This window comes from Bacteroides sp. CAG:189, from assembly GCF_000432295.1.
Taxonomy (GTDB): domain Bacteria; phylum Bacteroidota; class Bacteroidia; order Bacteroidales; family Bacteroidaceae; genus Bacteroides; species Bacteroides salyersiae.
The window spans coordinates 97,969-113,465 of sequence record NZ_HF991119.1; the positions used below are offsets into that span (position 1 = coordinate 97,969).

6 protein-coding genes and 1 pseudogene (1 of these 7 running past the window's edge) are annotated in these 15,497 nt (G+C 43.0%); 5 read left to right on the forward strand and 2 right to left on the reverse strand.

Annotation, left to right across the window (positions count from 1 at the left end):
- Nucleotides 1-17: 17 nt before the first annotated feature.
- The 4 genes from QVP90_RS17165 to QVP90_RS17180 are packed head-to-tail and all read left to right on the forward strand — an operon-like array spanning nucleotide 18 to nucleotide 9,585.
- A complete protein-coding gene (locus QVP90_RS17165) occupies nucleotides 18-3,104 on the forward strand; it encodes a SusC/RagA family TonB-linked outer membrane protein (RefSeq protein WP_007479581.1) in 3,087 nt (1,028 codons plus the stop codon).
- A gap of 6 nt (nucleotides 3,105-3,110) precedes the next feature.
- Nucleotides 3,111-4,814, forward strand: coding sequence for a RagB/SusD family nutrient uptake outer membrane protein (locus QVP90_RS17170; protein ID WP_021937103.1), 1,704 nt, complete (start codon nucleotides 3,111-3,113; stop codon nucleotides 4,812-4,814).
- A 27-nt stretch (nucleotides 4,815-4,841) separates the two neighbouring features.
- The gene (locus QVP90_RS17175) at nucleotides 4,842-7,829 is read left to right on the forward strand and encodes a SusC/RagA family TonB-linked outer membrane protein (RefSeq protein ID WP_005928080.1); all 2,988 of its coding nucleotides are present in this window, start codon (nucleotides 4,842-4,844) and stop codon (nucleotides 7,827-7,829) included.
- Nucleotides 7,830-7,842: 13 nt separating this feature from the next.
- Nucleotides 7,843-9,585, forward strand: coding sequence for a RagB/SusD family nutrient uptake outer membrane protein (locus QVP90_RS17180; RefSeq protein WP_005928082.1), 1,743 nt, complete (start codon nucleotides 7,843-7,845; stop codon nucleotides 9,583-9,585).
- Between the two features lie 691 nt (nucleotides 9,586-10,276).
- On the opposite strand, the gene QVP90_RS17185 is transcribed toward QVP90_RS17180, so the two are convergent.
- Together QVP90_RS17185 and rbr are read right to left on the reverse strand one after the other, a co-directional pair.
- Nucleotides 10,277-14,389 (reverse strand): hybrid sensor histidine kinase/response regulator transcription factor, encoded by a 4,113-nt coding sequence (locus QVP90_RS17185; protein ID WP_264381012.1) that lies wholly within the window; start codon nucleotides 14,387-14,389, stop codon nucleotides 10,277-10,279.
- A 174-nt stretch (nucleotides 14,390-14,563) separates the two neighbouring features.
- Complete coding sequence (gene rbr / locus QVP90_RS17190; protein ID WP_002558465.1) at nucleotides 14,564-15,142, reverse strand: rubrerythrin; 579 nt, start codon at nucleotides 15,140-15,142, stop codon at nucleotides 14,564-14,566.
- A gap of 266 nt (nucleotides 15,143-15,408) precedes the next feature.
- Here rbr and QVP90_RS17195 point away from each other — a divergent pair.
- Nucleotides 15,409-15,497: pseudogene (locus QVP90_RS17195) on the forward strand (SulP family inorganic anion transporter) (it continues 1,635 nt past the right edge of the window).

Consider the following 15,497-nt stretch of genomic DNA (forward strand, 5'->3'; position numbering starts at 1 on the left):
TTAATCTTAAAAAGACTATGAACACAGAAACGTTACATTTTAAATTTCTAAAAGTGTTTTGCTGTGTATTGCTGCTGCAACTTGGCTGGAGCCACGCGCTCGGAGCTGTGACAGAAGCAAATCAGACCCGCCAGATACAGGGTGTGATCACTGATAGCCAGGGAGAAACCTTACCCGGCGTAAACGTAATCGTAAAAGGGACATCTATCGGAGCAATCTCCGATCTGGATGGAAAGTTTACATTACAAGTACCTTCGCCCAAATCCGTATTAGTAATTTCTTACGTAGGATACGAGACATACGAAGTAATCGTGGGCAACAAGACCTCGTTCAACATTGTACTGGAAGATCAGATGAATGCACTGGACGAAGTTGTGGTAGTGGCCTATGGGTCACAAAAGAAACAAACGGTAACCGGCGCCGTCAGTATGATGAAGAGCAGCGAGCTGGTTGCCGCACCGGTAGCGAACGTAACCAATGCATTGGTTGGTAAACTTCCGGGTGTAATCACCCAACAACCGGGCGGACGTCCGGGTGAAGACGCTGCTACGATTCTGATTCGTGGTAAGTCCACGTTCAACGATGCTTCTCCCCTTATCATTATCGACGGTGTGGAACAAGAATCATTCTCCCAACTCGATGCCAACGAAATCGAAAGCCTTTCCGTATTGAAAGATGCCTCTTCCACTGCCGTATATGGTATTCGAGGTGCGAACGGTGTTATCCTGATCACGACCAAAAGAGGGAAGGAAGGAAAGCCCAAAATCTCGGTTACCGCCAACTGGGGATTACAACGGCCTACGCAGATTCCGGAATTCTTAGGTTCATACGAACATTTGTTGCTCCGCAAAAAAGCATGGGAAAACGACGGTAAAGATCCGCTGCAACAAGACAACGGATTGCTGACAGACGAATCATTGGAAGGTTTCCGTCTCGGACAAGACCCTTACCGGTATCCGGATGTAAACTGGTATGACGAAATGGTCAACAAGAGCGGTTCTCTCCAGCAACAATACAATATTAATATTTCCGGTGGTACCAAAGTAGTAAGATATTTCATTTCATTGGGATACCTGAACCAAGGGGGTATGTTTAAATATGGCGACTTACAGAAAGATTATAATCCGGAGGTATACTACCGCCGCTTCAATTTCCGGTCGAACATCGACTTGAACATCAACAAATACCAGACCGTATCTGCCAATATCTCCGGCCGTTCCGGTGAGATGAACGGATTCTCGGGTGCATCGGGCAGCTTCTTCCAAGGACTGATTGCCAAAGAACCCTGGAGACATCCGATCTATAATCCGGATGGCACGATTGCCGGTGTGGAAGGTTCGGGCAATCCGCTCTCTACCATTGCATATAGCGGATACGAAAACTCGAAGACCAACTATTATGATCTGGTAGGTACCCTGCACAACGACTTGAGTTTCATCACCGAAGGCTTGTCATTCGATATGAGCATCTCGTTCAACAACAATTTCGGTTCGACCAAAGTCTATACGGACGGTATCGATACTTATTATTACGAACCGAATTCCGGACGTTACGACCAGTTGGGAGAGGATTCTCCGTTCCGGTTCAAAGAAGATAAGAAAACCAACCCGATGAGACGTACGAACCTACAATTAAAGGTAGGGTATGCCCGTCGTTTCGGCAAGCATAACATCAACTCCATATTGGTTTATAACCAGCAGAAAACAACCAGTGGAAACAGTATACCAAGCGCATTGATGGGATATGCCGCCCGCGTAGAATATGGATTTGCAGAAAAATACCTGGGTGAAGTCAGCTTAGGATACAACGGCTCGGAGAACTTTGCCAAAGGACACCGTTTCGGATTCTTCCCTTCGGGTTCATTGGGATACGTCATCTCTGAAGAACCGTTCATGGCAAAAGTGAAAAACGTGATTCCTTTCCTGAAAGTAAGAGGTTCAATCGGTCTGGTAGGTAATGACAAATCCAAAGACCGCTTCCTGTACATGGGTGAATATGCTGCCCAAGGCATATATGCCGGCGGCGGAACCCCGAGTTTCGGATTCGGAACCACCAACCCTTCTACCAATGGCGGTATCTATGAAAAGAGAAACGAAAACAAGCTGCTTACATGGGAAACAGCCCTAAAAGGCAATATCGGTCTGGAAGCCCGCCTGTTTTCAAACGATCTGTTGACTTTCACCGCAGACTTCTTTAAAGAACATCGTAAAGATATCCTTCTTCAAGGACGTTCCACTCCACAAATCATCGGTTTGTCGAGCCCTTACCTGAATGTGGGTGAAGTAAAGAACTGGGGATATGAGTTCGAACTATCACATCGCCACCACATCGGAAAAGTAGATTATTACATCCGTGCCAATTACAGTTTTGCACGAAATGAAGTTATAAACTATGATGACCCCGCAGGAACTCCCGATTATCAGAAAATTGCCGGATTCAGAATCGACCAGTTCAAAGGTTACCAAGTTCTCGGATTCTTCCAGAACGAAGAGGAAATCAAGCATTCTCCCGACCAGACAACTTTAGGAGGCCCTATCATTCCGGGCGACTTGAAATACTGGGACCGCAATGGAGACGGCACACTGACAGAAGCGGACAAAGTGGCCATCGGCTATTCCCGCATTCCCGAAATCATGTATTCGGTCACTCCCGGTATCATCTGGAAAGGCCTGGAAATATCGGCACAATTCCAGGGAGCGGCTCATGCCTCTGTACTGTTTGCCGGAAATGCCGGTTATGAATTCGGTGGCGGTGCAGGCGGTGGCCAGGTTTCCAAAATACATCAAGACTATTGGACACCGGAAAACCCGAACGCATCCTATCCGTCACTACACATGGCAACTAAACACAGCAACAAAAACATCAACTCATTGCATCTGAAATCAGCCGCCTACCTGCGTCTGAAGAATGTACAGATTACCTATTCATTCCCTGCTTCCATCTATCGCAAATTGGGAATGACCGGACTGAAAGTTTACTTGAACGGAACGAACCTCTACACATGGTCTAAGATCGATAACTTCGACCCGGAAACCGTAAATGCCAGTGGAGAAGTTTATCCGCAACAAAGTGTCTATAATCTTGGTGTAAACATTAACTTTTAATCGAATATGAAAAAATTATTTATCATATATGTAATAGCGGCATCCATAGGTTTCTCCTCCTGTACAGGTTTGTTCGGAGAAGGACAGTTGGATATGGCTCCGGTAGAAGATATCAACGAAGACAAGATATTTTCGGACTATGCAATGTTCCGTCAGTATGCAGACCAGGCTTATTCTTACATGCCCGGTCATTTGGGACGCCTCTGGAACTCTTTGGTTTCGTCGATGGGTGACGAATCACGCAACAAGGGTGGTTGTACCGCTATCTTCAATAACGGAGCATGGGACGGTACACGAATGGATACCAGTAATAAAATGGTTGATGCCAACAACGAAATTTCGGACATGTGGCAGAATATGTACATCGGTATCCGCAAGGCCAATAAGATCATCGAAAACATAGACCGCATTCCCAACTTCCCGTCCGATGAAATCAAAGACCGTTGTTTGGGAGAGGCTTACTTCCTGCGTGCTTTCTTTTACTTCGAACTGATCAAACGTTGGAGCGGTGTACCTATCATCGACCATACACTGGTATTAAATCAGGATAATCTGGATTTACCCCGCGACACATACGAGAAATGCGTCGAGTTTATCGAAAATGATTGTAAAACTGCTGCCGGCCTGCTGCCCCTGAAGTATGCCGATGCTGACAACGGCCGCGCCTCGAAAGGAGCCGCACTGGCACTGAGATCCAGAACTCTGCTATATGCCGCCCGTCAATTGCACAACCCTACCAATGACATTGCCAAATGGGAAAAAGCAGCCAAAGCAGCCAAAGATGTAATCGACCTGGAACTCTATACGCTCTATCCGGATTATGTAAACATGTTCTTCCAACCGGTTTGCAGTGAAATCATTATGAACCGTCCGCGCATCAAAATGAATTTTGAACAGGGACATACCAACGGAAGCACTTTCTGGACACGTTTTATTGCCACTCAAGGATACAATGGCTGGGCAGGAGAATGGGTTACTCAGAATCTGGTGGATATGTTTGAAGATTCTAAAGGTTATCCCATCACCAATTCGCAAATTTATAATGACGAAGATCCGTATGCCAACAGAGACCCGCGTCTGGACATGTGTATCTTACGCAACGACCGTTTCTGGTACGACCGTAAACTGGAATTTTGGGTAACAGCCGATGGAAAAGAATCGGGACGCGACAAGGGAACTACCCATATCAATGTTTTGGGATATGCCATCGCCAAATTCTGGCCGGAAACTCACCAGCGATATAAAGGAACTTCCACTTATATGAATTATATTTTCTTCCGTTATGGAGAAATACTGTTGAACTTTGCCGAAGCGCAAAATGAAGTAGGCGGTCCGGAGAGCTCATTGGAAGGACTCTCGGTTAGAGAAGTTCTGACAGAACTCAGGGCACGTGTCGGTCAGGTGCCGATTCCGGAAGACATTTCGGACAGTAGAGAAAGCATGCGCGAACGTATTTATAATGAACGTGCAGTAGAGCTCTGCTTTGAAGAACACCGCTGGTACGATGTACTCTCCTGGCACAAAGGAGTAGAATATTTCAATAAGGATATTTATGGTATCCGTGCCGTGAAAAATGCGGATGGCTCGTTCACTTATTCCCGCGAGAAGTATGAAAGTGCGACATTCAAAGAACACATGCATCTTTATCCGATACCGAATAACGAAGTGTACAAGAGCGCCGTATTGGAACAGAACCCGGGATGGAAATGATGGTATAAACCCTAAAATATGATTCAAATGAAGAGATTTATATATTTGTGCACCGTTCTGTGTACGCTGCTTTTATCGGTAACGCCGGTAAAAGCTCAAAAGACCCAAAAGAACTCGACAGTAACTGTTGAAGGTATTGTGGTCGATGAAAACAATGTCCCCATGCCCGGTATCACCGTAAATGTGCAAGAGAAACAGACAGATGCCGTAACGGATGAGGATGGTAAATTCTATATGTTGCTCGATCCGTCGGATGTATTGGTGGTCAACCTGAAAGGCTACCGTCCGGTAATCAAACGTCTCGACAATCAACCGGTCTATACGCTGAAAATGGTAAAATACCTGACGTATGAAGACGAAATGATCGGTGTGTCTTATGGAGAACAATCCAAAAGAAGCATGACTTCTGCCGTATCGAGCATCGGTACCGATGTAATTGAAAAGAACACGGTGAGCAGTATCGAACAGGCCATGAACGGAACGCTTTCCGGACTCTATTCAATTAAAAACGGAGGAGAAAAATTAGGTAAAAGCAACTATACCTTTTATGTACGGGGTATGGCTACCAATGCCAATGCCAAACCTCTGATCTTAGTGGACGATATAGAAGCCAACATCGACCTGATGGACTTTAATGAAGTGGAAAGCATCTCGGTACTGAAAGACGCATCGGCCCTGGCCATGTACGGCATGCGCGGAGCCAACGGTGTTATTCTGATCAAAACCAAACATGGTAGTGAAGTAAAACACTCGATCAACGTGGATATCCGTGCCGGATTCCAAACCCCCGAATACATGTCCGACCGCTTAAACGCTTACCAATATTCAACACTCTACAATGAGGCTTTGAAGAATGACGGTTCGTCTCCCATGTATAATCCCGATATGTATCTTCGCTCGGACAGAGACCCGTATCTCTATCCGGATGAAAACTACAAGGATCGTTTCATCGGCAACAGTTCTCCTTTCCAGCACTATAATTTCTCTGCTTCGGGAGGCAACGGCCTGGCACGCTACTTCGTGACTGCCGGCTATATGAAACAAGAGGGAATTTTCAAGGATGCAAGTGCCAACAACATTTACGAACGTTTCAATTTCCGTTCCAATCTGGATATCAATCCTATCAAAGGAATGCTGTTCAATATTTTAGTTTCTGCCGCCATCGATAAAAACAAGGCTGCCAACACCGGTTCGGAAGTAGCGGCGGCTACCAACTCTGTGTTTAATACACTGATGACCCTGCCTGCCAATGCTTTCCCGATGTTCAATAAAGATGGCTCGCTCGGCGGTACTTCCGAATATCAGACCAACCCTTACGGACTGTTGAACCGTCACGGCTACCGGAAAGACGAATCCCGCCTGCTCAATGTACAGGTAAAAGGAAAATATGATTTGGATATGCTGTTGCCGGGATTGTCGGTCGATGCTTATTACGGTTTCGAAAACTTCAATATGCAATACTTGAGCATCAACAATACTTATGCCGTATTCCAGGAGAATACAGACGGTACGTATACGCAATTCGGTAAAGACGAGTATAAAAACAGCCGTAGTTCGGCCATGATGGACGGATTCTACCGCTATAACACATTGGGCGCAGGCCTTAACTACAACCACACCTTCGGAAGTGTACACGACCTGGCTGTCCGGCTGTTCTACAATCATTCCAGCGAAACGGTTCCGGGCGATAATCCGGATTATAAATATCAGGGACTGGCCATGCGCGCACAATATGGCTTCAACAAACGCTACTACGCAGAAGTAACAGCTTCTTATCAGGGTTCCAGCAATTACAGAAGCGGAAAACGTACCGGATTCTTCCCGGCCGTCGGATTGGCATGGGTTGCTTCGGACGAGAAATGGCTGCAATCGGCAGAAGCGATCGACTTCCTGAAATTCAGGGTCTCTTACGGTGTGAACGGTAACGACCAGACCGGCGGCCGCCGTTTCCCTTATCGTCAGGAATTCACTTCATCGGGCGGATATGCTTTCGGTAACCCGAACGGAAGCACCGACGGTTCACAGGAAGGAGTATTGGCCAATCCGGACGAAACATGGGAGAAATCATACAAGTTTAACGTAGGATTCGACTTGGAACTATGGAGAGGACTTTCATTTACCATGAACTATTTCAATGAAAAACGCCGGGATGTACTGGTAGATTATTCTAATATCGTTCCTTCATTAATCGGTATCGGCCTTTCCAAATACAACGGCGGATCGATCGATAACCAGGGTATCGACTTCAATGTGCTTTATAACAAGCAATACAAAAACGGCGGATTCTTTGTCGGAGGAAACATGTTGTGGGCAAAAAACAAGATTATCGACCTGAAAGAGATAGCTTACAAATATGCTCATCAATACCGCAAAGGACACTCCATCGGCACACGCTTCGGTTTCGAAACCAATGGCCTGTATACTCATCCCGACCAACTGGTAAATGCTCCTACAGGTTCTTTCGGAAGTCCTGTCTTAGGTGACATCGTTTATAAAAACCAGAATCCGGAAGATGACAATGTAATCGACGAATCGGATATGGTAGCTTTGGGAAATTCATTGCCGGAAATCATATTCGGTGCTACATTGGGAGGCAATTACAAAGGATTCGACATTCAGTGCAATCTGGAAGGATCTTCTTTGTTCTCTACGCATTATATTCCGAACAAGTTTACTCCTTATGCCTATGAGAACCGTTGGAATCCGAATGATCCGGCTGTACAGACAGCCTATCCGGGACTGAGCATCTCCCGTGAATATAACACGCAGACATCGGATTTCTGGCAGAAGAAAACCTCTCTGCTCCGCATTTCATCCGCAGAAGTAGGCTATACATTCCCCAAACAACTGATGAAAAAGATCTTCCTTTCTTCATTGCGTGTTTATGTAAATGCCAATAATCTGTTCACTTTCTCAAATGCAATAGATGGCCGTAACCCGGAAGCGATGAATGCCGGATATTCTGAATATCCTTTATTGAGAACATTCTCTTTCGGTATATCTATCAAACTTTAAAAACACTACGATTATGAAAATCAATAAATATATTATAGGTTTAGGCTTGACTTTCTCTTTCCTTTTTGCCGGTTGCGATTCTTTTCTGGATCCGGCAAAAGACGGTAAATTAGGAGAAGAAGATATATGGAATGAAACCCGGCGTGCTTTCGGGTTCTTGAACGACGCATACAACAAGCTGCCAAGCGGATACAATTATATCGACAATGCGATGCTGGCAGCCGGATGCGACGAAGCGGTACACTCGGATGTGACAAGTGACATCAAAGGTTTTAATAACGGTACATGGGATTCTTACTTTCTGGTAGAAAACGTATGGAGCAAAAACTATGAGGGAATCCGCATCGTAAACCGCTTCCTTGAAAGAATCGACGATCTTAAAATGCCGGTTAAACCGACTGTTTCCGGAACGGACGAACAGTTGATCCGTACCCGTGAGCGTATGAAAGGAGAAGCATTTTTCCTGCGTGCCTATTTCTATTTCGAACTGATCAAACGTTACGGCGGTGTACCTTTGTTTACAAAATCATTGACGGTTGAGGAAGCTCAGCAAGCCACCCGCGCTTCGTATGACGATTGCATGAAACAAATTATTGCCGACTGCGACTCGGCCGCCAACCGTCTGCCGGAACAATACAAAGGAAGTTCCGAAAGTGTGGGATTCGACGACAAGAAAGAATTGGGACGCCCTACTACCGGAGCCGCTTACGGACTGAAATCACGCGCATTGCTCTACTGGGCAAGCCCGTTGAACAATCCCGGCAATGACAAAGAACGCTACAAACGCTCGGCCGATGCTGCCCAATTGGTTGTAAAATCGGCCTTCAGATACAAGCTGATGAACTTTACAGACGACAGCGAGTCATTTACCGATTTATATGCCGTCAGCGAAAACTTCCTGCAATATCATCGCGAAATCGTGTTCTCTACCAAGTATAACAATACGGTGTCGGTTGAGCAACAGAACTCCCCGTTAACTATGGGAGGAAAAGGCTTGACCAACCCGACACAAAACTTGGCAGACGCCTTCGGTATGGCTAATGGCAAAGGGATCAATGAACCGGGATCGGGATACGATGAAGATCATCCTTACGTAGGCCGCGACCCACGTTTCTACATGACTTTCGCATATGACGGATCTGAATTCACCGTGAATGATAAAACCCAGACCATCGAAACATTCGAAGGCGGAAAAGATGCCACCGCCACCAATAAGACAGCAACCAAAACGGGATATTACCTGAAAAAACTCCTGTCACCGCAAGCCGTATGGGACGGAAGAACCAATAACATCACCCGCACCTGGATACTCATGCGTTATGCCGAAGTACTGCTGAATTATGCCGAAGCCATGAACGAATATTGCGAATCGCCGAGTCAGGCACCGAACGACTCAATCTATAAAGTAGTGGAACTGATACGCAAACGTGCAGAATTGAGCCCGTACAAATTGCCTGCCGGACTGACAAAAGAGGAGATGCGCGAAGTAATCCGCAACGAACGCCGCGTGGAACTGGCATTTGAAGAACACCGCTTCTTCGATATCCGCCGTTGGCGCCTGTTAGACGATCCGCAGGAGAAAGCCGACTATCTGAAAATAGAAGGTATGCAAATTGTAAAAGATGATAATGACGAACCTCATTACAGTAAATATACCGTAGAAAACCGGGTATTTGACGAACGGATGTATCTCTATCCGATCCCGAAATCCGAAATATTGAAAGCACCGGGAATTACTCAGAACCCGGGATGGTAGTCAACTAAAGGGAGTTAATTAAAGGGAGAAGGAAGAATGGAGAGGGGAGAAGTACTATGCAGGGTGATAAGGCTGCGTAGTATTTCTCCCCTCTCTTTTTTATACTATTTCTTTCTCTCTTTTTACATTTAAAGAAATAACAGGTTCCAAATAGCAATATATCACCTTGATTTTGCCCCCCCTTCATCGCCTTCACCTTTTTCCTGTATGGCCGATAAATAAGGGGATAGAGGGTGAAAGCCTGCTCTTTTTCTGACCACCGTGCAAAGTGAGCCTGAGCACGGTGGCCAAGGAGGATAAGGTCCGTGCTTATACTTCGTAAGCATGCTCCTTATGCTCCGTAAACACACTCCTTATGCTCCGTAAGCATAGTGCCTTCACCCTGTATATCCGATGAATAAGTCGATTGAGAAAAAAGATGAAGATGGTGAAGGAGGTAAAAACATATTGAATACAGGTTATTTTAAAGAATAACCCTGCTTATGAAAAGAGACAGCATTCTTCCGGAAAAAGATGTCACGTCTTTTTTTGAAAGATGCTTGTCTTTCCGGAAAAGATGCTACGTCTTTTTTTGAAAGATACTTGTCTTTCCGGAAAAGATACTATGTCTTTTTAAGGAATCTCTCCACTCAGCTCAATATAAAAATCACACTGCATAGCACTTCTCCCCTCTCCCTTCTCCCTTCTCCCTTTAATTAACTCCCTTTCTACAATTCTGGGGTGATACTCCATAGAACGATTTAAAACACTTACTGAAATAACGGGGCGATGAAAATCCAAGTTGATAGGATATTTCTGAGATATTCAAATTTGGCTGATTATTAAGTAAGTACATAGCCTCCTCGAGTTTTATTTTCAGAGTCAGTTCGTTAGGGGTAAGGCCGGTAATCTCCTTTATCCTTAGATACAGCTTACTGCGGCCGATACCCAGTTCGGAAGCCAATACGTTCATATCAAAATCTATATCATCAAAATACTTTCTGATGATCGCCGTAGCACGATCTATCAATTCCTGATCCTGCTCATTGACGGCATTAGAAACAAGTGGTGTTTGAGACATATGGTTAAACCTTTCGTAAAGCATCCGACGGGTTCTCACCAAATTATTACAACGCGATATAAGTACTTTAATATTAAACGGTTTAGTTACATAGTCATCCGCACCGAACATATATCCTTCGACGGTATATTCTACAGAAGTCTGTGCCGTAAGCAGAACCACAGGAATATGTGATACTTCCAAGCTGTTTTTAATCTTATGACACATCTCCTTACCGGACATTTCCGGCATCATCACATCACTTAACACGATATCAGGGTGCAACTGACGGGTGGCTTCAAATCCTTCTTTCCCATTAGTAGCTTTATAAACACGATAGATGGGAGAGAAAATATCCTCCAACATATCCAATATCTCCAGATTATCCTCTACGATAAGGATGGCCGGCTTATTGGCAGAATCTTTCAGTTCATTATCCGTATCTTCCGCCTTTTCCTTATCACCGGTTTCCGGTTCCTTTTCCGATTCTTCGGATATCAGTTCTTCCAAACTCAGTCCTTCCGAAATCTCATCCTTGATCAAATGAAAATTAGATTCATTATCACTCAGCATATCTTTCGGAAAATGCTCATTACCCATCAGCAAAGTAACAATGAAAGCACTGCCTTTTCCTACCTCACTCTCTACACGGATACTGCCCTTATGCAACTCCACAATCCCTTTGGATACTGCCAGACCGATACCAGTACCCAACGTAAACTCCGAACTTTGCCCGTCGACCTGATAAAAACGGTCGAATATCTTATGAATAGACTCCTCCGATATACCTACTCCATCATCTTCCACCCTTATTTCTACCTCATTCTTCACCTTACGGATAGAAACCGTGATATTGCCTTTTACCTTTGTATACTTAAAAGCATTGGATAACAAATTGAATATTACTTTCTGCAATTGAACCGGATCGAACCATAAGTTCAATTTCTCTTCCATATGTTCGAACTTATAATTTACAGAATGCTTTAAGGCATATTCGTAGAAAGACATGTAGATCTCTTTAGTGAAAGCTACGATATCCATGTATTCCACTCTCAGTTTCAGGAATCCCTGCTCCTGTTTACGGAAGTCGAGCAATTCCGATACCAGATCGCGCATGTGCCGGGCATTCTTATAAATCTTCAATACACGGTTATACACAGACGGATTAAGTTTGTTGAGTTGCAATAACAGCTCCACCTGCACGATAATAAGGGTCAGCAACGTGCGGAACTCATGCGAAATATTGGTAAAGAAACGTAGTTTCGTCTGATTCAACTCTTCAATATATCCTTTTTCTTTCCTTTCGTATTCCAACGAAGCTTTCAGTTTGGCCTGCCGTACGTTAAAACGGAATATGGCATATAAAATACCAACCACAATCAAAGCATAAAGCAGATAAGCCCAGACTGTAGCATAAAATGGCGGATTGATCTTGATATCAAGTTCTATCTGCTTGGTTTCGGCTTTGGAATCTTCCCAGACCTCCCGGACAATCAACCGGTATTTGCCGGGACTCAAATTATTATAACTGATAACATTGGAATGTGCCGGAAACCAAGTATCGTCAAGTCCTACCAGCTTATATTCATACTGGAAATCATTGTTGGAAACATAATTCGAAGTAGCAAATTCCACAAACAGATTGTTCATATTATAATCTAACTCTATCTCTTTACAGTAAGAGAGAGCGGTAGGCAAAATTCCGGATTCATCTCCCGGTTTGACTTCTTTATTATACATCCAAAGTTTGTCAAAATAGAGCTGGTATTCCTTTTTAGTGGTATAGAGCAACTGTTCGTAAAGGGATGTCAACCCATCAATTCCACCAAAGAATACTTCACCGTCTTTTGTAGAATAGACACTCGATCCCTGACTGAAACTCATTTGCGGAATTCCACAAACATGCTTCAGAAGCCTATTCTGCGGATCGAAAAAAGATACGCCTTTATTATGCAATATCATCAAGTAATTATAAGGCGATTCGGTGATGTAATAACAATAATTACTCTGTAAATCCCCCTTCTCCGCCGTAAAATTCCGGAATGTATCCGTATCGGGAAGATAAAGAAACAAACCGGAACCAAGCGTACCGAAAAAGAGATTTCCCTTACTATCCTCCAGAATATGGGTAATCCGGAATTTACCTATCGACGTGGTATCTTCCAATACCGGATTATATTCTTTTATCTTATTATCAGTCAGATTGATACGCACAACACCACCATCCGATTTGGCAATCCACATCCTGTCTTTGCTATCAATCAGAAAAGTTTCATAATAGAATTTACGTTCTACCGCCTGATTTACCTGTTCGTCGGTAGACAGCGAAGAAAATGTTTCGTTTTTCAAATCCATTCCATACACTCCTGCCTGCGTCAACACGATAAGCCGGTCTTTATAAAACTGCATGTCATTCACAATATCATTGGGCAGTGACAGAGGATCTCCCGGATTATTTTTCAAAACTCTTATCCTTTGCGACTTTATATCAAAAACATTCAGTCCTCCGGTATGAGTTCCGATATATAACAGATCCCTGTCTTTCAAGTATCTGATACATTTCAAATTATTATGGCTTATACTTCCGGGAGTACTCCCTTGCATGAAACTTTTAAATTGCTTGGTCTCACGGTTGAAGAAATTCAACCCGCCGCCTTCGGTACAAATCCAGAGATTACCATTTTTATCTTCCACCATCTTGCCTACAAACGGAAAACTGAGATAGTTTGGATTGTTTCCTCCCAATGCGCCATAAAAGTGATAGATATCGGCCCTCGGATTAAAACGGTTGATACCCCCGAAATAAGTTCCTACCCAAATGTTACCTTGCATATCTTTATACAGGCTGAATACCGAAGAATGGCTCAAACTATAAGGTACATTGTCTATCTGAGTATAGCATTTCCACTTATTGGTAATAGGGTCATATTTGTTTAACCCATAAAAAGTACCGATCCATATATTTCCGAACTCATCCTCTACAACGCTTCTCACATGATCGTCCGAAAGGCTTTCCTTACCGGGCGAATTACGGAAATTGGTCACTTGATTCTGAGAAGATATTCTATAAACTCCGCTCATATCCGTACTCACCCACAAATCATTTCTCTTACTCTTATAAAGATGCTTTACAAAAACATCCGATAATACCAGATGGGGGGCGAAAGGATTATTTACAGAAACCGAAAACAAATTGTTTTCCGTTCCGATCCACAGATATTCTCCATCCGAAAAAATACAGTTTCCATTTCCGAATTTCGGATCGAAATCACAAAATTTATGCAATCCTTCTTTTCCTTCCAGATAATAAAAAACGGTATGATCCGACAGTACCCAAAGAGTATCATTCGCATAGTAAATGCCATTGATTTCCTTTTGTGCCAAACAAATGAACTCCTGTGTCAAAACATCGTATTTCACTAAATCGTGTCCGGCGCGCAGATAAATGGCTCCTTTCCGATTGCCATAAATGGAGTAAATTTCATTCTGAGTCAATCCTTTATTATTCTGAGACGGACGAAAGGTAGTAATTTCCCGTCCGTTATACCTGTTCAATCCTTCAAAAGAACCGAACCACATAGCTCCTGTCTCATCCTGATAAAGAGAAAAGATACTGATTTGAGTCAACCCGTCTTTAATCCCCAAATGATGGAAATAAACATCATTGGCCTTGGAAAAGGAAAAAGATAAAAAACACAGAACCGATATCAGCAAAGTTTTGATCGCCGTTTTACTCAATAGATGATTTATTCTTTTTTTTATCATAGTTAGTAAGACATTTTGTCTTTTTAGTATTAGTTATATATAAGAAGCAAATATAAATAAAATATATAAATTATACAACATTACAACTAAGTCTTTAAATCAAACAGACAGCAAAATAAAAAGCGGCCTATCTCTTAGAGATAAGCCGCTTTCCCAAAACCGGATAACGATTTATTAATAGTTTTCTTTTTTTACTTCAAAATAAGCTTGCGGATGTAAACATGCCGGGCAAACTTCGGGAGCTTCCTTGCCGATAGTGATATAGCCGCAATTACGACATTGCCATACTACTTCACCTTCTTTAGCAAAAACAGAAGCTGTCTCAATATTATTTACAAAAGCACGATATCTTTCTTCATGGCCTTTTTCGGCAACAGAAATATTGCGATACATGGCAGCGATTTCATAAAAACCTTCCTGTTCGGCTACATCGGCAAAATGCGGATAGTCTTGCGACCATTCTTCATGCTCACCGGCAGCAGCTTCCAACAAATTGTTAAGAGTAGTACTGATAACTCCGGCAGGATAGCTGGCAGTAATTTCTACCATACCGCCTTCAAGATACTTAAACATACGTTTTGCATGTTCTTTTTCCTGATCAGCCGTTTCAGTAAAAATAGCAGCGATTTGTTCGTAACCTTCTTTTTTTGCAACACTTGCATAATAAGTGTAACGCATTCTTGCCTGTGATTCTCCGGCAAATGATGTCAACAGATTTTTCTCTGTTTGAGTACCTTTAATACTTTTAGCCATAATAGTCTTATATATTTAATTAATTAGTATAATTACGTCAGTGTTGTTTATTTATAACACAAATATACGGATTATGTTCAAAATAAGTATGTTTTTCTTTATTAATAAATTCTATTGGATCATTGATAAATTCTATCTAAATCAAATTATATGCTTAAAAACATACTATTAGATTTATTTTATGTAATTTTGCAACCTCTATTTAGCAAAACTGATAAAATCACATATAATTTTCGTATACATTAACGTATCATAGCATTAATAAAATGAAAATTTTAGCATTCAAACCAAAGCTGTTTTCTACACTAAAAAACTACTCGAAAGAGACGTTCACAGCCGATCTTATGGCAGGGAT

What these genes read in the sequence shown, in the direction of transcription:
- QVP90_RS17165 (WP_007479581.1), top strand. Translation starts at nt 18, where the DNA reads ATGAACACAGAAACGTTACATTTTAAATTTCTAAAAGTGTTTTGCTGT.
- QVP90_RS17170 (WP_021937103.1), top strand. Translation starts at nt 3,111, where the DNA reads ATGAAAAAATTATTTATCATATATGTAATAGCGGCATCCATAGGTTTC.
- QVP90_RS17175 (WP_005928080.1), top strand. Translation starts at nt 4,842, where the DNA reads ATGAAGAGATTTATATATTTGTGCACCGTTCTGTGTACGCTGCTTTTA.
- QVP90_RS17180 (WP_005928082.1), top strand. Translation starts at nt 7,843, where the DNA reads ATGAAAATCAATAAATATATTATAGGTTTAGGCTTGACTTTCTCTTTC.
- QVP90_RS17185 (WP_264381012.1), bottom strand. Translation starts at nt 14,389, where the DNA reads ATGATAAAAAAAAGAATAAATCATCTATTGAGTAAAACGGCGATCAAA.
- rbr (WP_002558465.1), bottom strand. Translation starts at nt 15,142, where the DNA reads ATGGCTAAAAGTATTAAAGGTACTCAAACAGAGAAAAATCTGTTGACA.